Raw genomic sequence first — 20,165 nt, 5'->3', positions numbered from 1 at the left:
AATGATTATAAATCGAACGTTTGTTTCGTGTCAACAAAAAAATTCGAACTTATGTTTGTATACTGTCCTCATACATGCTATACTTAATTCAACAATAACCATAATGAGGTGCGAAGTTTATGCCAAAACTATCGAAACGCCAACAAGATATACTTGCTTTTATTAAAGAAGAAGTGAAAAAGAAAGGGTATCCCCCTTCCGTGCGCGAAATCGGCGAGGCAGTAGGGCTTGCTTCCAGTTCAACCGTCCATGGCCATCTTGCACGGCTTGAAAGCAAAGGACTCATTCGTCGTGACCCCACAAAGCCGCGGGCAATTGAAATACTTGAGCTCGATGAAGCAGCAAACATACCGCAGGTTAATGTGAGAAATGTTCCGATTGTCGGTAAAGTAACAGCCGGCCTTCCTATAACAGCCGTTGAAAATGTGGAGGAATTTTTCCCGCTTCCGGAACGGCTTGCGCCGGCGGATGATCCAGTGTTTATGCTTGAGGTTATGGGTGATAGTATGATAGAAGCCGGGATTCTTGATGGGGACTATGTCATTGTGAAGCAGCAACAAACTGCCAATAATGGGGATATTGTCGTAGCGATGACGGAAGAAGATGAGGCAACAGTAAAGCGTTTCTTTAAAGAGAAGGACTTTTTTCGTCTCCAGCCTGAAAATTCAACCATGGAACCGATTATCCTCCGCAACGTCTCGATATTGGGAAGAGTAATCGGTGTCTACCGCCATATCCATTAATTTAATTGTTAAGAAAGCAAGCTGGCTGGCTTGCTTTCTTTTCTTTGCACATTACTCGGGCAAAACTGGAATATCTTTGTGCAAAAGGTTACAAAAAAGGAAGAAAATGAATCTATAGATTCAGTCTCTTGCCATTTATAGGAATCAGGAACCATGTAAATTCTTCAGAAAATTCGATATATTTACATATATTATCAGGAAAGGAAAACTATTATAATAGAGATACACCAAGAATTTAACCTAGGGTCTTTCCAAATATTTTTTGGGGGTGTGAAGGAAGCATGTATGAAAACATTGTCTTCGCAACACTATTTGGTGGGCTTGCCGGGGTTATTGGACATGTAAAAAGCAAGGGCAAAATGATCATGCCACGGAAAACAAAGAAATTTATTTATTTAGGTTTTTTCGAGGACTTTCTTACGGGGGCAATGTCGGCCGCTCTTCTCGTTTTATCTTCGGGAATCAGCTCGGTGTTGAACGTTCTCTTTATTTCGATTATCGCCGGGTTAGGTGGAGAAGCATTGATCAGAAAACTGGAATTAATAAAATGGCAGGAACATGAGGAATCTTTGCCCGGCAAGAAGCCGGACAACTGCCAAAAAGAAAAATAGCCTGAACTTTAATCTGTTGAGGTCCAACGGATTTTTTTTTGAATCCAGCATTGAAAAAAATTCCGATCAACCATTGAAATTAAATTAACCCTTTCTAAACAACAAAGATGACTCCGGATGTTCAGAGTCACCTCTGTTCAATCTATCAAACATTGAATTTGTTTAAATGGTTTTAATAGACAGTTTGCTCTACTTTCCCATCAGCACTCACAAAGTAGCTTCCGTGTTCTGATAAATCTTTAATCGATCCATCCGGAAAAACACCATATTCATGAAAAACACCGTACTTATCTTTATAGTAACCAGAAATGTAGCTTATCGAATCACCATCGTCTGAAAAATGAAAAACGATAATGAACTTAACCCGATCAGTCATAAGTGCATCGACATCGACAGCATCGCCCTCGAGTGTATATTCATACCCTTCCACCGCCCCAATGCTGAAATTCCAGAGCTTGTTTCCGTTCATGGCCCCTTTCAATTCTACATAATCAATTCCAACCAATCCGATGATCCCGGCCTTGCTAAGATGATAATGTGAGGAATCGATCAACGTTCTGATTTCGGTCTCAACGTATACGGTCTCCTCCATATTTTCTGTTGAGGCATTCGCAACTGTTGGCGTTTTTTCTTCATTCATATTTATATTGTTAATAGCGACAGGCTTTGCTGCACTATTTGTATTATCGCTGGTTAATTCCAAGGAATACGCATCAGCAGGCTGTCCATCCTGAGAAAAGCGTACAGAATCATCATTTTGTTTCATTAATGAATGGTTGGAATAGGTTTCTGCCATTACTTTCGGCTGGTAAGAATCCGACCGCGCAGATCCATTTACAGCAGAATAATGGTAAGAACCAGCTAAAAAAATCGAGGCAAAACTAACACTCATCACCACTAAGCTTTTTTTCAAAATTGATCACTCCCCTTTTCTCTCTCTACATATATAGACTAGTTTATGGTTAAAAATGCCTCATATTTTACAAAAATATTTCATTTCGGAATCATGAATTTTCAATTTCCCAATGTTGTAGAAGGATTGGATTCTTTAAAGTTAGTTTTTCGCTAAAAATTTGTTACATTTTTATTACGAAATATTTTAGTTTATGTCGTTTAATAAAAGTTTACTTTGGAAAGAAGAGAATGCTACCTTGACTTGAGCTATAATGATCCTTAAGGGGGATTTTGAGATGCTTGGAGATATATTTATGCAGATTTTTTGGAGGCTTTTTTCTTTATATTTCTTGTCTTACAAACTGCCTTCACGATCGATCACGCATAGTATGATGTGAAGTAGTATATAGTAATGTTTGACCTAGCTTGTTTAAGTTTACATTGGCTGCAAATCTCCTGTTCCTTCTAAAGTTATAGTTGTTCCCAATGGAGAACTATCCAACCTTGTTGGCAAACCTCTCCCGACAAAGCTGCTGCCGTCCTTTGTTTCTATGACTAAACTTACCTCTTCTTTGTTACTCACTAGCTCATCAAATAAATGTTCATGTCTGCCGTCATCAAAAAGATCAACATCCCATGAGCTAATATTATCTGCATCATGAACATTAAGATAACCCTTCCCTATTGAAATTTGTTGATCATTTATCGAAACTTCTGCAATATCATAAATAGTCATATAAACGTCTCCTTTTTCCTGCAGTATATAAAACTTCCAGTCGAAATGAATACTCTACTAAGGGCTATACCACAAAAAAAAACCCTAAACACCAGTTGGTGTCAAGGGTTTCTTCAATCTTAATACATTTGCATGTACTGCTCGCGCTCCCAAGGATGGACTTGAGTTCTAAACATATCCCATTCAATTTCTTTTGCTTCGATGAAGTGCTCAAGAATATGCTCACCCAATGCCGAGGTGATGACTTCGTTTGCTTTTAATGCATCAAGAGCCTGGGCCAATGTTGCCGGAAGATCGTCAATTCCTTCAGCCAGACGCTCTTCTTTGTTCATTACATAGATGTTGCGGTCAACTGGAGCTGGAGGATTAAGTTCATTTTTGATTCCGTCAAGACCCGCTTTTAATAGAACTGCCATTGCCAGGTATGGGTTTGCAGAAGGGTCAACGCTGCGCACTTCCAAGCGTGTGCTGAGTCCGCGTGAAGCCGGGATACGGATGAGCGGTGAGCGGTTTCTTGCAGACCATGCTACATAACATGGAGCCTCGTAACCAGGTACTAAACGCTTGTATGAGTTTACAGTCGGGTTGGTTACAGCTGTAAAGCTCTTGGCATTTTTGATAACGCCGGCGATGAACTGGCGCGCTGTATCGCTTAACTCAAGATTTCCGCTTGGATCGTAGAAAGCATTTTCACCATTTTTGAATAAAGAAACGTTACAGTGCATTCCTGAACCGTTCACACCAAACAACGGTTTTGGCATGAAGGTTGCATGCAGGCCGTGTTTGCGGGCGATTGTTTTAACAACAAGCTTAAACGTTTGAATATCATCACAGGCTTTAATTGCATCAGCATATTTAAAATCGATTTCGTGCTGGCCCGGAGCCACTTCATGGTGGGATGCTTCAATTTCGAAGCCCATTTCTTCAAGCTCAAGAACGATGTCACGGCGGCAGTTTTCCCCTAGATCTGTAGGTGCCAGGTCAAAGTATCCGCCATTATCGTTTAGTTCCAATGATGGTTCCCCGTGCTGGTCAAGCTTGAACAAGAAAAATTCCGGCTCTGGTCCAAGATTAAAATTAGTGAAGCCAAGGTCTTCCATTTCTTTAAGGATTCTGCGCAAGTTGTTGCGCGGGTCTCCTTCGAATGGAGTTCCGTCTGGATTGTAAATATCACAAATTAAGCGGGCAACTTTACCTTTTTCAGCTGTCCAGGGGAAAATAACCCAAGTGTCCAAATCAGGGAATAAGTACATATCAGATTCTTCAATGCGGACAAATCCTTCGATTGAAGAACCGTCAAACATCATTTTATTATCCAGCGCTTTATCAAGCTGGCTGATTGGGATTTCGACGTTTTTGATTGTCCCTAAAATGTCTGTAAACTGGAGACGGATAAATTTTACATTTTCTTCTTTTGCCATGCGTACGATGTCTTCTCTTGAATACTTAGCCATTCAAATGGTTCCTCCCTTAGTTAAAGCTCTATATTTTTATTAATGGAAAAAGCGTGACATATCCCCCTGGCGAAGCGATGCGCGGTTAAATCTGCCCGCCTGCATCAATTCACTTCTCAACAGCTTTCTCAGCTCGTCATCGGAAAGATCGCGGCGCACTTTTTCCGCTTGCTGCTGCATTTCCGCCGTTAAAGCTTGCTGTTCCTTCACGGAGAACAACTGCTTGATTCCGGCCATGTTAACACCCTGGTCAATTAAATCTTTGATTTCCAAGAGGATATCAATATCATTTAAAGAAAAGAGGCGTCTTTTCCCATCTGTTCTTGCCGGAGAAATCAATCCATGCTCTTCATAATATCGAATTTGCCGCGCGGTTAAATCGGTAAGCTGCATGACAGTTCCTATTTGAAAAAGCGGCATTGATCGACGAATTTCTCTTCCACTCAAGACGGTTCCTCCTGTTCTGTATTCCACTATACCGTCATTATATTTGATGTAAGTTTTTCTGTCAATTAAATGTTAGATTTTCTTACATATAAATTTTAAAATTTTTATATCATAATTAAACAGGGCAACTAGCGATCTAGCTGCACATATTTATATTTACCTATTATAATTGAATTAAACCTTTGCTGATTAAATGGTCAACCGCGATGCAAATGGCCATTTTTACATGGGAATAGGTTAATCCGCCCTGGACATAGGCGACATACGGCGGCCTTGTTGGGCCGTCTGCAGTCAGCTCAATGCTTGCCCCCTGGATAAAAGTTCCCGCCGCCATGATCACGTCATCCCCGTAGCCCGGCATATAACTTGGGTATGGGGTTACATGCGAATTGATCGGCGAAGCAAATTGGATCGCCTGGCAAAAAGCAACCATTTTCTCACGGTCATCGAATTGAACGGACTGGATTAAATCAGTTCGCTCCGCGTCCCATTTCGGAGAAGAATTCATGCCGAGCGTTTCCAGCAAGGCTGCTGTGAACACAGCTCCTTTTAACGCCTGTCCTGTTACGTGTGGTGCCAAAAAGAAGCCCTGGTACATTTCCTGCAGGCTATAAAGGGAAGCACCCGCCTCCGCACCGATTCCTGGCGAAGTCAACCGGTACGAGCAGGCATCCACCCATTGTTGTTTGCCGATGATATAGCCGCCGGTTTTGGCCAAACCGCCGCCCGGATTTTTAATCAGCGACCCGGCGATCAAATCGGCACCGGCATGGCACGGCTCCAGCTCTTCAACGAATTCCCCATAGCAGTTGTCGACAAATACAACAATATCGTTTTTTATTTCTTTTACAAAGCGGATCATGTCTTCGATTTCACGGATCGTAAATGAGGGCCTTGTCGCATAGCCTTTGGAACGCTGGATTCCGATCATTTTCGTATTCGGCTTGATCGCTTTTTTAACGGCTTGGAAATCAATTTTTCCGCCTTCAGCAAGGGGAACACTGTTATAGTTAATACCGAATTCTCTTAAAGACCCGTTTCCGGTTCCCCTGATTCCGACAATTTCTTCCAGAGTATCGTAAGGCTTGCCTGTTATGTAGAGAAGCTCATCACCAGGGCGCAGCACCCCGAATAACGCAATTGAGATCGCGTGAGTTCCGGAAATGATTTGCGGCCGGACGAGTCCTGCTTCGCCGCCGAATACATCCGCATAAACTTTTTCAAGCGTCTCTCTCCCTGCATCATCGTACCCATAGCCTGTAGAAGGGATGAAGTGTGAATCACTGACTCGGTATTTTTGAAAGCTTTGCAACACTCTATACTGGTTTGTATCAATCCGCTCATCGATTTTTTGATGAACGACCGCAATTTTTTTTTCTATTTCTGTGACAAGAGGATAAAGCTTTTCCCATGACTGTAAATGCTGAAACATGCTGCTGCTCCTAACTAATCTGAAATTCTTCTAATTCCCTGCGATATGATGGTCTGAGAGTGCGTATCCTTTGCATACGTAAAGCTGTTTTTCCTCATTAAAAGATAGCTCCCTGAGGATCGTTTCGTTTTTTAACTGCGAAAGCAGCTTCCCTTCCGTCGATGGAATATGAACATGATATGGCTCCATCAGGCCAAGGATGATTTCCTCTGCTTTCAGCTTTAACCGGTGGCGGTCCTCGTTGTCAAACGCACTGATAAAAATAGTTTCCGTCTTAGCAGTCGGCACAAAATCCGGATGCTGAAGATCCCTCTTGTTGTAAACGGTCAACTGCGGAATATCTTTAATTTCGAGTTCGTCAAGCAGTTGGTTGACCGTTTTTTCATGCTGAAAATAATCGGGATTTGACATATCGACAACATGAAGGAGGAGATCGGCTTCCTTTACTTCTTCAAGCGTCGAACGGAACGCCGCGATTAGCGTTGTTGGCAAATCCTGGATAAAACCAACCGTATCGGTAAGCAGCGTCATAAACCCGCTTGGTAAAATCAATTTTCTCGTCATCGGGTCGAGCGTCGCAAACAGCTGATTCTCTTCAAAAGAGTCCGCTTCTGCGAGACGGTTAAACAGAGTTGACTTCCCGGCATTCGTATAGCCGACGAGGGCAATTTGGAAGGTCTTATTCTTTTTCCGTCGTTCCCGGTAACGGTCGCGGTGCTGAACAATGATTTCCAATTGTGATTTTATATCATCAATGCGGCGCCTGATATGGCGCCGGTCCGATTCAAGCTTCGTTTCACCCGGCCCTCTCGTTCCAATCCCGGCCCCTAATCTCGACATCTCAATCCCTCTTCCGGCCAGGCGCGGCAGCAAATATTGAAGCTGGGCAAGCTCAACCTGGAGCTTCCCTTCTTTCGAACGGGCCCTTTGGGCAAAAATGTCCAAGATCAATTGCGTCCGGTCAATAACCCGCGCATCAAGCTGGGCAGACAGATTCCTGAGCTGGCTTGGCGACAGTTCATCATTGCAAACAATAATATCTGCTTCAAACTCCTTTTCCAATGCTTTTAGTTCCTCGATCTTCCCTTTTCCTATATATGTAGACGGATGGACTCTTTCCCGCTTCTGGACGACGGAAACGAGCACCTTTCCTTTCGCGGTTTCCGTTAACGATGCAAGCTCATCCATTGAATATTGAAAACGAAGATCATCGTCGTCTCCGGTTTGGCACCCGAGAAGAATAACCTTTTCGAACTCTGTATGCTGCTCCATGTATACTCCCCCTCCCGCGTTCGCTCTTTTAAATATCATACCAAAAAAATTTTTTTAATCCTAATTTCATTCTGATTACAACCAAACAAACGGCCGGAACTTGATCTCCGGCCGTTTGTTTGGTTGCTTCATTGTCAATCTTCTTCAAAAACAAGATCGTTGCTGCGGATCGTCATTAAGTCGTGGCGGTCATAGCTGCTTTGCATCAGCAATCTCATCGCCTGGGATCTGATCGACTTTTCGATGATGTTCCGGACGTAACGGCCATTTGAAAAACTGGCCGGATTCAGAACAGATTTCACCCAGATTAAATGTTCGCGCAGCTTTCGATCCGCTTCATGGCTTAAATTGTATTCGCGTTCCTTCAACATCCTGCTGCCGATTTCCATCAGCTGCTCAATCGTATAATCCGGAAAGTCAATAACTAGTGGAAACCGCGAATACAGGCCTGGATTCAGCGTTAAAAAATAATCCATTTCACGCGAATACCCTGCGAGAATTAAAATAAATTCATGCTGTTTGTCCTCCATATGCTTGACGAGCGTGTCAATCGCTTCCTTGCCGAAATCCTTTTCCCCGCCCCGGCCAAGCGAGTAGGCTTCATCAATAAACAAGATGCCTCCGATCGATTTCTTGATCAAATCCCGGGTTTTCTGGGCGGTGTGCCCGATATACTCCCCGACGAGATCGGCCCGTTCCGCTTCAATTAAGTGTCCTTTCGACAGGACATTCATTTTTAAAAAAAGCTTGCCAATCAGTCTTGCAACCGTTGTTTTTCCAGTGCCGGGGTTGCCCTTAAACATCATATGGAGAGCCTGCCGTTCCGCTTTCAGCCCAAGCTCCTCCCGCTTCTTGTTTACATAAAGCCAGGCGTATATTTCCTTAATCATTCTTTTCATTTCATCCATGCCAACCAGTCCGGCAAGCTCATCTTCAATTTCTATTAAAGCCGTATGCTCGGAAGGGATCGCTTTTTGAACTTGTTGGTTGTCAGGCATTTCTTTTGCCAGAGCTTTTCGCTTTTGATTATTCAGAACAATACTTATTTGGCCATTATTTTTCAGGCGCATTGGTTGGTCCACAGCTATCACCTCACCATCTCAGAAACAGTATACGCTAAAAAAAATCAGTTGTGACAAATGCCCAGTTTATTCCGATAAAATCGTCCATTTCATTTTCGGCTTTAATATGTTGATTTAGATTTTCGCTGACTACATACCGAAATTGCCCAAAAAACCGACATACATCTTTACGAATCTACATTGACCGCGCCGCCATTGTCGGTTCCTGCGCTTTCCCGAGAAATAATTTCTGACTTTTCCCAAACTTACGAAAAAAGTGACTCAGTCCCTCGCGGCAAGAGACTCGTGCTTAGGCGTATCATTTTATATGTATTCAGCTTCAAGACAATTCATTAATGCTATTTTATTATATTGTGGATCATGGAGGATTTCCGATTATAAAATAAAAATCAGCCCGTATCAAACGGGCTGAGGCTGGTTTAATGGTTGTAATTTAAAATTACTGCTGCGGTGCTTCCATATCAATTTGAACATTGCGCTGTGGCGCAAATGTGGAAATAGCATGTTTATAAACAAGCTGCTGCTTACCTTCCGATTCAAACAGAACCGTGAAGTTATCAAAGCCTTTAATCTGCCCCCTTATTTGAAAACCATTTAATAAAAATACCGTTACATGTACGCCATCTTTGCGAAGCTGGTTTAAGAACTGGTCCTGAATATTGATCGACTGTTTCATCTTTGGGATCCTCCTCTTTTATCTCTATTAGTATGTATTCGATTTTATTTTAAGCTTTCCTTCAATAAAAGCTGAAATTTCCGCGATTTTTTTTGCAAGCTGGGAATCAACTAATACATCCGTCATATCAAACCATTCCACATTGAGCTTATTTCGAAACCATGTTAGCTGCCTTTTTGCATATCGCCTGGAATTTTGCTTCAAATTCTCAATCGCTTCGTCGACCGTCACCTTGCCATCGAAATAGTCATAAAGCTCTTTATATCCGATTGCCTGTATGGACTGGCAGTCGCGCAGCCCCCGTGAATACAGGTGTTCGACCTCCTCGATCAACCCCGCTTTCACCATCTCATCGACACGCTGATTGATCCTGTCATATAACCGGGCCCTTTCCATTGTTAATCCGATCAACGCGGTTTCATACAAAACTTCAGGAACTTGACTGCTTTGAAGGTCAGACATTGTTTTTCCTGTACAATGATAAATTTCAAGCGCCCGGATGATGCGCCGCGTGTTATTCGGATGAATCCTTTCGGCACTCACAGGGTCTACATCATGTAATTTATCGTAAAGCGCCTCATTCCCTTCACGCCTGGCAAATTCCTCAAGCTGTTTTCGGAAGGATTCATCGGATGGTGCATCGGAAAATTGATAATCAAAAATGGCTGCTTGGATATAAAGACCTGTCCCTCCAACAATCATCGGAAGCTTGTTCCGGGAAGAGATTTCCGTGATTTTGGCGCGGACAAGCACTTGAAACTCCGCTGCCGAAAAAGGCTCGTCAGGGTTTTTAATATCGATTAAATGATGGGGAATCCCGTTCATTTCTTCTTTCGTTATTTTCGCTGTCCCGATATCCATCCCTTTATAAATTTGCATCGAATCGCCGCTGATAATTTCGCCATTATATTTCTTTGCAAGCTCAATGCTCAGCTTAGTTTTTCCAACTGCTGTCGGCCCGATTAGAACAATCAGCTTCTCTTTTTTCATGAATCTTTTCACACTGCCTTTTCGCACGCTTTAAAGAGGAAGCCCCAAAGACGGGCCTATCCTTTTGTCTATCGTACCACAATTATTTTCCGCAGTTGAACATCTAAGCATTATGACCATAAATATTCCTTTCTATTCAGGAATTTTTCTGGTTCTTAATTTACCAAACCTGATAAAATTTTCATCTTTCATTACAGTTCGTTAACGTTTTGTTAACAATGGCATGCCTGGGCCCAATTTCATGGTACCTTAAGGTGTAGATTTATCATATAACAAGCTAATAAATAGAAATTGGGTGATGATTGATGCTGTCAACTTCAGAAATTGGAATTGATTTAGGAACTGCAAATGTTTTGGTATACAGCAAAAATAAGGGGATCGCTTTAAACGAACCTTCTGTTGTCGCCATTGATACAGAAACAAAAAATGTTTTGGCAGTTGGAAAAGAAGCAAAAGACATGATCGGAAAAACACCGGGTAAGATTGTCGCAATCCGGCCGTTAAAAGATGGTGTCATTGCCGATTTTGATGTAACGACTGAAATGCTTAAGAACGTGATAAAAAAAGCATCCAAAAAGATCGGTCTCGCGATCCGCAAACCGAATGTGGTGGTCTGCACGCCTTCAGGCTCGACCAGCGTTGAAAGACGTGCTATTCACGATGCGGTTAGGAACGCCGGTGCAAAAAAGGTCCATTTAATCGAAGAACCGGTTGCTGCGGCAATTGGCGCCGGACTGCCCGTGGATGAGCCGGTTGCCAATGTTATCGTCGACATCGGCGGCGGAACCACTGAAGTCGCGATTATTTCGTTTGGCGGTGTCGTTGCCTGCCATTCAATCCGGATTGCCGGTGACCGCCTGGATGATGATATTGTACAATATGTACGCAAAGTCTATAATGTTCTGATTGGAGAACGGACAGCGGAAAAAATCAAAATGGAAATCGGCTACGCAATGATTGACCATGATGAGCTGACCATGGATATTCGCGGCCGCGATCTTGTGACCGGTCTGCCGAAAACAATCACCCTGTCATCCTATGAAATTCGTGATGCCCTGAAGGAATCACTCTCACATATTTTAGAAGCGATTCGCGCAACCCTCGAGGATTGCCCTGCCGAGTTGAGCGGTGATATTGTCGACAGAGGCGTCATCCTCACCGGAGGCGGTGCGCTGATGAAAGGAATGCAAGATTGGCTCAGCAAAGAAATCGTCGTTCCCGTCCACCTTGCGCCAAGCCCGCTTGAATCTGTAGCAATCGGAACCGGAAAAGCACTGCAATTCATTCATAAGCTTCAAAAAGCGGTCAGATAATCAAATCAACTGTGAAAAAACGCCTCAGCTTGAGGCGTTTTTTCTTAGGTCAATTGTTCCTGTCATCCAGTTTAACAAGTGTGTACCTCTGCTCGTTGACCCTTTTGAGCAACGGGCTGATTTTCTCTAATGAATAAATATGAAGCTCGTGCATGGCACGGGTGCAGGCGGTATATAGCAGCTTTCGTTCGCTTTCTCTTTGATAGATTGAGCTATCATACATAATGACCGCATCGAATTCAATGCCCTTCGCCAAGTATGCCGGAATCACCAGCACTCCCTCATCATATCCTGAAGTACCTTTTTCAATTAGCCTTTTCTCAATCCCGTCCAGATTTTGAAAAGCTTCACGGCTTTCATCTGCCGTTTTACAGATAACAGCAATCGTTTTATGTCCTGATTTCAAAAAAGTTTGTATCGTTTCAATAATCGAACGGTATAGCTGTTCAAAGCTGTGAACGATAGTCAAGACCGGTTTGCGGCCACGCCTGTTAAAAAGTTCAATATTCACATCTTCAATGATTTCGCTCGTAAATTCGACAATCTCTTTCGTCGACCTGTAGGTTCGATTCAAAACAATCGTTTCTTGCTCATCGTCCCCATCGACATCGGCAGCGAGAATCGGTTCGGAGCCTGTTGCATTGGCATAAATCGCCTGGTTTAAATCGCCCAATAAAGTCATTTTGCTATAGGGAAACTGATCCTTCAAAAAAGCGAATTGGAATGGCGAATAATCCTGGGCCTCATCAATAAAAATATGACGGATTGCGGTGTTGGACTTCCTGCCTTCGATCTTATCTTGTAAATAGAGAAACGGCGTTGTGTCTTCGCAGGATATTTCGCGGGTCGCCTCCAATTTTTTGATTGTCATCGAACAAATGGCTGGCCATTGTTCCGGGACTTTAATCCCCGCGGGAACATCACGGTGGAACAACCGATTGTACACGGAAAGCATATCAATAAATTTTAAGCGTTTCATTTGCGCAAACAAAGGTCTAAACCGCTTCTTGACGATCATTTGCGCGAGGAGCTGCCGTTCTCTTTCGAAATCATCGAAGGTGTCTTCCAAGAATCGCTGTTGCTTCTGCAGCTGTTTAAAAGCCTCGAGATAATCTTCTTTTTCCAAATAATGCAGTTCTTCTTCGACCCATTCTTGTTCCACTTCCAGCTTCATCGCTTTCCTGAGCTCTTTTAGAAGCCGGGCTTTTAAAAGTTCAACACGGTTTGGAATCGGCATTCCACGGTCGAAAGAATAGAAATATTGATAAATCTGTTCCTTGCTGATTAACGTTTTTTTACGGAAATTTAGGTCTTTAAATACAAGCCCTTCGTTTGCCAGAAACCCGGCATATTCATCAATCAGCTCCTTGAAATTAAGACTCGATTTAAAACGGATGCTCTTGACCCGGTCGTCATAATCCGGATCATCGCTTTTGGTGAGCAAGTATTCCATTTGGGTATAAACATCTTCACATTGAATATCATGGTTAATCCGGCTGCTCACATATTCCTGATAGGTGGTTTGCTGCATGTTTTCTTCGCCAAGCTCGGGCAATACGGAAGAGACATAGCTATTGAATAATGGATTTGGAGAAAACAGCAATATATTTTCAGGATTCAGCGTTCCCCGATAGCGATACAGCAAATAGGCGACCCTTTGAAGGGCTGCTGAAGTTTTTCCGCTTCCGGCAACGCCTTTTACGATTAACAGTTTGCTTTTTTCATTCCTGATGATTTGATTTTGTTCCTTTTGAATCGTTGCGACAATGCTTTTCATTTGCGTATCAGCATGATTGCCGAGCACTTCGATGAGAAGCTGGTCTCCGATCGTGATTCCGGTATCAAACATGCCGGTCAGCTGTGCGCGGTGAATAATATACTGACGTTTTAGCGTTATCTCACCTTCGATTAAACCTGACGGGGTCTTATACCCGGCCGGACCGGGAATAAAATCGTAATAGAGACTTGATATAGGGGCGCGCCAATCGTAAATGAGAAATTGATCTTTCTCTTCATCGCGAAAGGAAGCAATTCCGAGATAGATCGGATCGGCTGCAGCTTCACCATCTTCAATAAAGTCGATCCGGCCAAAATAAGGCGAATTCCCCAATCGTTCAAGCGTTCTTTGGGCAATGTTAAATTGTCGCTGGCTCCTCTCACGTTCCGCCAAAAGTTCAGCCTGCTGCTTTATGCTTGTATATGTTTCAGCAATGTCATCGGCTTCATCAAAGTTGACAGTAACATCATGCCAAAACGTCTTGCGAATTTCGGAAGCATCTGCTTTAATACGGCTTGCCCCTTCAGTTAATTTTTCAATTTGCCTGTTGATTTTATTAACCACATGGTTGACTCTTGCTTGTTCCTCCTGCCATTCGGTATTGCGATTATTCACACAGGTCACTTCCCGGTAAAAATTTTTTAGTCTAACCATTGACAATCAGTTTTGATTGTGGTAATGTTATTATAGAGTTTTTTTATACATAATGTTTTTTTAGTGAAAAAGAGTTAGACCAATATTCAGACTAACAGACACCCCTGAATTTTTCAAGGGTGTTTTTTATTTTAAACAAAATATAACCCTTCATCCAATCAGTGTAACGAAATGTGTCATTTTACTCTATAAGAATAGAGATAAAAACAGTAATTGCACCGCCGATGACTGCTGTTAAAATGGAAGTGATGATTGCGTTCGTGAATGTCCGTCTCAGCCACTTTGTATCTTCCTTTATTTCTTCGAGGTCGCTTTGAATGCTTTGGATGATCTGGTCTTGAATCAGCTGTTTTTCTTGCAGTCGGCGAACGTCTTCTTTCAATTCATCAATATCATTTTCTATCGCTTCCTTCCACGTTTCGATCTCTTCTTTTTTCATTCCCCTTTCCTCCCTCCTTGCTTAAGGATCATGTAAAAATTAAAAAAACCCCCATACATCTATGAAGGAATCATTGCTTGAAACTGATTCTACTATGTCATTAAAACTTTAAAATTGCCTTGAACTCCTCCTGATATATTTATATTAATAGCTAGCATAATTGCTTGTACGGGTAACTACCACCGCGTCATTTTTTACAAAAAATATCTAAAAAAATCGTCTCCCGTTTTTTCGGAAAGACGATTTCTAATAGATTTAGTCGCTACATGACCCGCTTAAACATTTTCTCCATTTCATAGGTGGAGTAATGAATAATGATCGGGCGGCCATGCGGGCATGTGAACGGGTCTGTCGTTTGCCTCAGTTTGTCAAGGAGAGCCTGCATGTCTTCAGTGCGTAAATATTGGTTTGCTTTAATCGAAGCTTTGCAGCTCATCATGATCGCCGCTTCTTCGCGGAGCTTTTTAATATCGACCTTTTTCATCGCCAGCAGCTGTTCAATCATCCCTTCAATCATCCTTGGTTCATCTCCCTTTGGAAGCCACTGCGGATGGGAGCGGACAATAAAACTATGATTGCCGAACGGTTCAAGAAAAACGCCGATCTTTTCCAGCTCATCTTGATATTCTACAATTTTGATATATTCATCGGCGGAATACTCAAAGGTGAGCGGAACAAGCAGTTCTTGCAGTTCGCTCGCGACCTCGCCAACTTTTTCTTTATAAAACTCGTATTTGATTCGTTCCTGGGCGGCATGCTGGTCAATGATATAGAGCCCTTTGTCGTTTTGCGCGATAATATACGTCCCATGCATTTGCCCGATTGGATACAAAGGCGGTACCCGTTCCGGCAGCTGCTGATCCGTTTTTTCGAATGAGATATCATCATCGTCTGCCGGCTGTTCAAATACTTCCTGTTCCAGCGCTGGAGGCTCAGCGGAAATGATTGGCTGAGTGTCTTCGGCAGGCTGAAACGTATTATTTGGCGGTTCCTTTATTGTACTTTCGTTGCGGCTGCCATCCACTGACCGGCCACTATTGAATAACTGGTCATGTTGATTTTCTTTTGCCGGCAAATGATCAAGCTCCAACGCTGTTTGCACGGAAACAGGCCGGGTTTTTCTTTCGTGTATGAAACCAGTCGGAATCAGGGTTTTCGACTTAAAGGTTTGTTTGATGCCATTTGAGATCAGTTCATACAGTTCCTGCTCCTTGCTTAAACGGACTTCCATTTTCGATGGGTGCACATTGACGTCGACAAGCAACGGATCCATTTCGATATGAAGAAGCGCGATCGGAAACCTGCCGATTGGCAGGAGTGTATGATACCCCTCCTGAATCGCCTTAACGAGCTGATAATTTTTAATAAAACGGCCGTTAATCATCGTCGAAATATAATTGCGCGAAGCCCTTGTCACTTCCGGAACTGAAATAAACCCGCTGATGGTAAAATCAAGGCTTTGCGCAGAAATCGTTGTCATGCTTTTGACGATATTTAAGCCGTATATGGCGGCGAGTACCTGGCGGACATCGCCATTGCCATTCGTATGCAACAGCTTTCTGCCGTTATGGACAAACCGGATCGATACATGCGGATTGGCAAGGGCAAGCCGGTTCAGGACATCCGTCATATTGCCAAGCTCCGTGTGAATCGTTTTCATGTATTTTAAGCGGGCTGGTGTATTAAAAAATAGATCGGTGATCGAAATGTCGGTACCTTTTCGGCTCGCTGCTTTTTCAATGATCTCGATGTTCCCGCCTTCAATGACAATCCGTGTTCCGGCATCAGCGCCGGTTGACGTTTTCATCTCCAGCCTTGAGACAGAAGCAATGCTCGGGAGTGCTTCGCCGCGAAAACCAAGCGTCCTGATCCGAAACAGGTCGTTTTCATCTTTGATTTTGCTTGTCGCATGGCGCTGAAAAGCAACCGGAACATCCTCCGCTTCAATTCCATCGCCGTTATCAATGACCCGTATTTTGGCAAGTCCCGCTTCTTCAGCTTCTACCTCCACGAGCGTGCTTCCGGCATCAATCGCATTTTCAACCAGTTCCTTGACGACCGAAGCTGGCCGCTCGACTACCTCGCCAGCGGCAATTTTATTTGAAAGTGCATGATCAAGCTGAATGATTCGCCCCATTCTTTCCACCTCCCGGCATGCGTGCCTAAGCCTTCAATTTTTTTTGCAGCTCATATAATGTATTTAAAGCCTGAAGCGGCGTCAATTCAAGAATATTCAATTCTTTCAGATCTTCTATCAACTGTTTCTCTTTTCTTTTTAGAGGGAGTTTTTCTTCCCCGGGTTCTGCGAAAAATGACAACTGTTCCGGCGCTTGTGCAGCCGCAGTTGGTTTCGTGTTCTGCCCGCCTTGATTGTTGTCTTTTCGTTCCAGTTCGAAGAGAATATCGTTTGCACGTTGGATCAGTTCGGAAGGAAGCCCGGCCAATTTGGCGACATGAATCCCATAGCTTTTATCTGCTGCACCTTCTTTTATTTTATGAAGAAAAACGACTTTCCCGTTTTGTTCAATTGCACTGACATGGACATTTTTCAAATGCGCAAGCTCAGCTTCGAGTACAGTCAGTTCATGGTAATGGGTCGAGAAAAGCGTTTTTGCCCCGATCCGGTCGTGAATGTATTCGATCATCGCCTGGGCGAGTGCCATCCCATCATAAGTCGATGTCCCGCGGCCAATTTCATCAAAAAGAATCAGGCTGTCCGGAGTTGCATGGACAATCGCATTCCGCGCTTCGAGCATTTCGACCATAAACGTGCTCTGGCCCGAGATCAAATCATCAGCCGCCCCAATCCGCGTAAATACCTGGTTAAAAATGGGCATAACCGCGCTGGACGCAGGTACATAGCAGCCGATTTGCGCCAAAATGGCCGTTAAGGCGATTTGCCGCATATAAGTGCTTTTTCCGGACATGTTTGGCCCGGTAATCAGCAGCATTTCCCTTTCCGCATTCATAGCGCAATCGTTCGGAACATACTCCTGTGCATTCATCACTTTTTCAACGACAGGATGCCTTCCATCTTTGATGATCATTTTCCGGTCGCTCGAAAATTCCGGTTTTACATAATGGCGCTCTTCGCTTATCGTGGCAAAGCATTGCAGAACATCAAGCTCGCTTAATGTTTTGGCAAGAGCCTGGAGCCGCGGAATGTATTCCTTCACTTGCTCGCGAATTTCGCTAAACAGCTGGTATTCGAGCTCAACGCTTTTTTCCTCCGCCTGTAAAATCAACGTTTCTTTCTCTTTCAATTCAGGAGTGATGTATCTTTCTGCGTTGGCCAGCGTCTGTTTTCGTTCATACTGCCCTTCCTGAAGCAGGTGGAGATTGGCTCTGGTGACTTCGATATAATAGCCAAAAATCCGGTTATAGCCGATCTTCAGTGATTTTATGCCGGTTTTCTCGCGTTCCTGGCGCTCGAGCTGGGCAATCCACGTTTTGCCGTTTCGGCTCGCATCTCGATAGCGGTCCAGCTCCTCGTGATAGCCATCCTGGATGATGTTCCCTTCTTTAACCGTGAGCGGCGGATTCTCGACAATGGCGCGGTCAAGCAGCCCGGTAATCGCTTCGCAAGGATCGAGGCTTTCGGCAAGTCTCGCTGCCTCTTCATCCGGAAGCTTTCCGACCAAATCCTTCAATTCCGGAACTTGCAGAAGCGACCGCTTTAACTGCATTAAATCTCGTGCATTAACATTGCCAAAGGCGACCCTGCCGGCAAGGCGCTCCAAATCATAGACTTCTTTCAGCCTTTCACGCAGCTCAATTCTTTCAAAATAAGAATTTATTAAAATCCCGACAAGCGATTGTCTCCTCAGGATCGCGTCCTGTTCAATAAGGGGCCGGTCCACCCATTGCTTTAAAAGCCTTCCCCCCATCGCCGTCATTGTTTCATCGAGCAGCCATAAAAGTGAACCCTTCTTGCCCTTTGAGCGGATTGTCTCGGTTAATTCAAGATTCCGCTTTGAAAAATAATCGATTTTCATATACTGATGAATTTGATATAGCGTTACCGGCTGTAAATGATCGAGGCTGCGCTTTTGTGTCCGGTATAAATAATTCAGCAGCCTGGACGCTGTGACGCTGAGCCTGTCATGGTTTAAATTTTTCAACAGATCGCGGTATGCATCCTTACTGTCTGTATCATCTTCAAACGATAAAGTCAGGCTGGCACGCTCACGCATTTTTCGCTGCAGCTCTTCAGCAAAGTCGCTGGCAATGACAACTTCCCGGGCACCGGATAGAGAGAGCTCGTTTAATACCTCTTCGAAGCTGCCTGACAACAGGGTAGCCCGGCTTTCGCCGGTTGTAATATCGCTGCAAATAAATCCGTATGTATGATTTTCAAAGATGCTGATCGCAGCGATATAATTATTTTCCTTATCATTCAGCCCTTTGCCTTCCATCATCGTTCCGGGTGTGATCAGCTGGACAACTTCCCTTTTGACAACGCCTTTCGCTTGTTTTGGATCCTCTGTTTGTTCACAGATCGCGACCTTGTAGCCTTTGTCAATCAGCTGTTCAATATAGCCAGACGCAGAATGGTATGGAACCCCGCACATTGGGATCCGCTCGTCCCCGCCGCCATCCCGGCTTGTTAATGTGATCTCCAGCTCCTGGGATGCCTTGATCGCATCGTCAAAAAACATTTCGTAAAAATCACCTAAACGAAAAAATAAAAAGGCATCCTGGTAATCTGCCTTTACTTGCAAGTATTGCATGATCATCGGCGTATAAGCAGCCATAATATCCCCCAACATTCTTCTATTTCTTTCGACAACTTATTATATCATAAATAGAGAATTGACTTAAGGTACTGACGCACCAGGAAAAAAAGAAAAACTAGGAAGCATAATCTTCCTAGTTGCCGGTTATTCTTCTTCACTTCCTACTAAAAAGTCAGGATTCAAATCTTCGAATTCTTCATCGTCAACATCGAGGCCCCAATCATCATCGTCACACTCACACTCATCAGGGTAAATGGCCACGCATACCTTTGTTTCGCCGATTACTTCAACAAGAAACTCTCTTTCAACATGAACGATGATTTTGTTTCCGTTAGGAGAAATAACGGCTTCGACGCAGTTCGGTTGCTGTAATACCCGGACGACTACATCAGAGTCATCCTGAGAATCAGGGTCGCGGTATTTAAGTTTAATGACATCTGTATACGTTACGCGTTCAGTCACTACTTCTGTTTTTGTATTATCATCAAAGGAGTACCAAACGTTAATGTCATAGGAGCCGCTGACTTCCACTGTTTTGCCGGCCTTGTTTGCCTCATACTTATGGTTGATAATCCAACAGCCGAGGATACTGGACGGATGGTGTGCGGGGTTGATCGTATGATTGGACTGGGTAAACTTGCGTCCTTTCGCTACGACCGCTTTTGTTATAATCTCTCTGTATTCTCCCATTGCGAGCAAACCCTCCTCATTCATTTTCACTTCATCCTATGCGGGATATTAGACTAGTGTGCTTATCTTTTTAGCAGGTCTAGTTTCACACCGGAATATAGTCCATACTATGCGGATAAACACTTGTGGGTGCAGAGTTCGGTGGAGTGTTTAAATATAAGAAAAACCGGGCGAAAACCATGCCCGGTCCTTTTTTGTTTAGAGGAAATCCGGTAGTTT

17 protein-coding genes are annotated in these 20,165 nt (G+C 43.6%); 3 read left to right on the top strand and 14 right to left on the bottom strand.

All coding sequences use genetic code 11. The features are described 5' to 3' along the window. Positions 1 to 119: 119 nt before the first annotated feature. Positions 120 to 743 (top strand): transcriptional repressor LexA, encoded by a 624-nt coding sequence (gene lexA / locus CU633_RS12135; protein ID WP_101660854.1) that lies wholly within the window; start codon positions 120 to 122, stop codon positions 741 to 743. Positions 744 to 1,024: 281 nt separating this feature from the next. Beyond that, positions 1,025 to 1,354, top strand: a complete 330-nt coding sequence (locus CU633_RS12130; RefSeq protein WP_101660853.1) for a DUF4257 domain-containing protein — start codon at positions 1,025 to 1,027, stop codon at positions 1,352 to 1,354. A 172-nt stretch (positions 1,355 to 1,526) separates the two neighbouring features. Here CU633_RS12130 and CU633_RS12125 read toward each other — a convergent pair whose 3' ends face one another. The 9 genes from CU633_RS12125 to miaA all read right to left on the bottom strand — a co-directional run bounded on the left by CU633_RS12125 (position 1,527) and on the right by miaA (position 10,337). Beyond that, positions 1,527 to 2,267 carry a hypothetical protein gene (locus CU633_RS12125; protein ID WP_101660852.1) on the bottom strand — a complete coding sequence of 247 codons (741 nt, stop codon included), beginning with the start codon at positions 2,265 to 2,267 and terminating at the stop codon, positions 1,527 to 1,529. Positions 2,268 to 2,684: 417 nt separating this feature from the next. Then, positions 2,685 to 2,984, bottom strand: coding sequence for a hypothetical protein (locus tag CU633_RS12120; protein ID WP_101660851.1), 300 nt, complete (start codon positions 2,982 to 2,984; stop codon positions 2,685 to 2,687). Positions 2,985 to 3,103: 119 nt separating this feature from the next. Then, entirely contained in the window at positions 3,104 to 4,438 is a 1,335-nt protein-coding gene (gene glnA / locus CU633_RS12115; protein WP_101660850.1) for a type I glutamate--ammonia ligase, read from the bottom strand. 39 nt (positions 4,439 to 4,477) lie between these two features. After that, entirely contained in the window at positions 4,478 to 4,885 is a 408-nt protein-coding gene (locus CU633_RS12110) for a MerR family transcriptional regulator (RefSeq protein WP_101660848.1), read from the bottom strand. A gap of 163 nt (positions 4,886 to 5,048) precedes the next feature. Then, on the bottom strand, positions 5,049 to 6,317 hold the full coding sequence (locus CU633_RS12105; RefSeq protein ID WP_101660846.1) for a methionine gamma-lyase family protein: 1,269 nt from the start codon (positions 6,315 to 6,317) through the stop codon (positions 5,049 to 5,051). A 30-nt stretch (positions 6,318 to 6,347) separates the two neighbouring features. Continuing rightward, the gene (gene hflX, locus CU633_RS12100; RefSeq protein ID WP_101660844.1) at positions 6,348 to 7,589 is read right to left on the bottom strand and encodes a GTPase HflX; all 1,242 of its coding nucleotides are present in this window, start codon (positions 7,587 to 7,589) and stop codon (positions 6,348 to 6,350) included. Between the two features lie 134 nt (positions 7,590 to 7,723). Then, positions 7,724 to 8,671, bottom strand: coding sequence for a stage V sporulation protein K (gene spoVK, locus CU633_RS12095; protein WP_101660842.1), 948 nt, complete (start codon positions 8,669 to 8,671; stop codon positions 7,724 to 7,726). A 439-nt stretch (positions 8,672 to 9,110) separates the two neighbouring features. Beyond that, positions 9,111 to 9,347, bottom strand: coding sequence for an RNA chaperone Hfq (hfq, locus tag CU633_RS12090; RefSeq protein ID WP_101578045.1), 237 nt, complete (start codon positions 9,345 to 9,347; stop codon positions 9,111 to 9,113). Positions 9,348 to 9,374: 27 nt separating this feature from the next. Continuing rightward, positions 9,375 to 10,337, bottom strand: a complete 963-nt coding sequence (gene miaA, locus CU633_RS12085) for a tRNA (adenosine(37)-N6)-dimethylallyltransferase MiaA (protein ID WP_101660840.1) — start codon at positions 10,335 to 10,337, stop codon at positions 9,375 to 9,377. Between the two features lie 305 nt (positions 10,338 to 10,642). Between miaA and mreBH the strand changes: the two genes are divergently transcribed. After that, the gene (mreBH, locus tag CU633_RS12080) at positions 10,643 to 11,650 is read left to right on the top strand and encodes a rod-share determining protein MreBH (RefSeq protein WP_101660838.1); all 1,008 of its coding nucleotides are present in this window, start codon (positions 10,643 to 10,645) and stop codon (positions 11,648 to 11,650) included. A 49-nt stretch (positions 11,651 to 11,699) separates the two neighbouring features. On the opposite strand, the gene helD is transcribed toward mreBH, so the two are convergent. The 5 genes from helD to CU633_RS12055 all read right to left on the bottom strand — a co-directional run bounded on the left by helD (position 11,700) and on the right by CU633_RS12055 (position 19,946). After that, on the bottom strand, positions 11,700 to 14,042 hold the full coding sequence (gene helD, locus CU633_RS12075) for an RNA polymerase recycling motor HelD (protein WP_180954948.1): 2,343 nt from the start codon (positions 14,040 to 14,042) through the stop codon (positions 11,700 to 11,702). Positions 14,043 to 14,262: 220 nt separating this feature from the next. Then, positions 14,263 to 14,520 carry a hemolysin XhlA family protein gene (locus CU633_RS12070; protein ID WP_101660833.1) on the bottom strand — a complete coding sequence of 86 codons (258 nt, stop codon included), beginning with the start codon at positions 14,518 to 14,520 and terminating at the stop codon, positions 14,263 to 14,265. Positions 14,521 to 14,782: 262 nt separating this feature from the next. Continuing rightward, positions 14,783 to 16,657, bottom strand: a complete 1,875-nt coding sequence (gene mutL / locus CU633_RS12065) for a DNA mismatch repair endonuclease MutL (RefSeq protein ID WP_101660831.1) — start codon at positions 16,655 to 16,657, stop codon at positions 14,783 to 14,785. A gap of 25 nt (positions 16,658 to 16,682) precedes the next feature. Then, complete coding sequence (mutS, locus tag CU633_RS12060; RefSeq protein WP_180954947.1) at positions 16,683 to 19,274, bottom strand: DNA mismatch repair protein MutS; 2,592 nt, start codon at positions 19,272 to 19,274, stop codon at positions 16,683 to 16,685. Between the two features lie 126 nt (positions 19,275 to 19,400). After that, a complete protein-coding gene (locus CU633_RS12055; protein ID WP_101660881.1) occupies positions 19,401 to 19,946 on the bottom strand; it encodes an outer spore coat protein CotE in 546 nt (181 codons plus the stop codon). Between the last annotated feature and the right edge of the window lie 219 nt (positions 19,947 to 20,165).

Origin of the sequence: Bacillus sp. V3-13, assembly GCF_002860165.1 — a bacterium.
Classification (GTDB): domain Bacteria; phylum Bacillota; class Bacilli; order Bacillales; family Cytobacillaceae; genus Bacillus_BJ.
Note: the sequence above shows the minus strand (reverse complement) of the source record. Positions and strands in the feature narration are given on the sequence as shown.

Bases quoted from the DNA above. Each gene is read 5' to 3' on its own strand.
- lexA (WP_101660854.1), top strand. From the start codon at position 120: ATGCCAAAACTATCGAAACGCCAACAAGATATACTTGCTTTTATTAAA.
- CU633_RS12130 (WP_101660853.1), top strand. From the start codon at position 1,025: ATGTATGAAAACATTGTCTTCGCAACACTATTTGGTGGGCTTGCCGGG.
- CU633_RS12120 (WP_101660851.1), bottom strand. From the start codon at position 2,984: ATGACTATTTATGATATTGCAGAAGTTTCGATAAATGATCAACAAATT.
- glnA (WP_101660850.1), bottom strand. From the start codon at position 4,438: ATGGCTAAGTATTCAAGAGAAGACATCGTACGCATGGCAAAAGAAGAA.
- CU633_RS12105 (WP_101660846.1), bottom strand. From the start codon at position 6,317: ATGTTTCAGCATTTACAGTCATGGGAAAAGCTTTATCCTCTTGTCACA.
- hflX (WP_101660844.1), bottom strand. From the start codon at position 7,589: ATGGAGCAGCATACAGAGTTCGAAAAGGTTATTCTTCTCGGGTGCCAA.
- hfq (WP_101578045.1), bottom strand. From the start codon at position 9,347: ATGAAACAGTCGATCAATATTCAGGACCAGTTCTTAAACCAGCTTCGC.
- miaA (WP_101660840.1), bottom strand. From the start codon at position 10,337: ATGAAAAAAGAGAAGCTGATTGTTCTAATCGGGCCGACAGCAGTTGGA.
- mreBH (WP_101660838.1), top strand. From the start codon at position 10,643: ATGCTGTCAACTTCAGAAATTGGAATTGATTTAGGAACTGCAAATGTT.
- CU633_RS12070 (WP_101660833.1), bottom strand. From the start codon at position 14,520: ATGAAAAAAGAAGAGATCGAAACGTGGAAGGAAGCGATAGAAAATGAT.
- mutL (WP_101660831.1), bottom strand. From the start codon at position 16,657: ATGGGGCGAATCATTCAGCTTGATCATGCACTTTCAAATAAAATTGCC.
- mutS (WP_180954947.1), bottom strand. From the start codon at position 19,274: ATGGCTGCTTATACGCCGATGATCATGCAATACTTGCAAGTAAAGGCA.
- CU633_RS12055 (WP_101660881.1), bottom strand. From the start codon at position 19,946: ATGGGAGAATACAGAGAGATTATAACAAAAGCGGTCGTAGCGAAAGGA.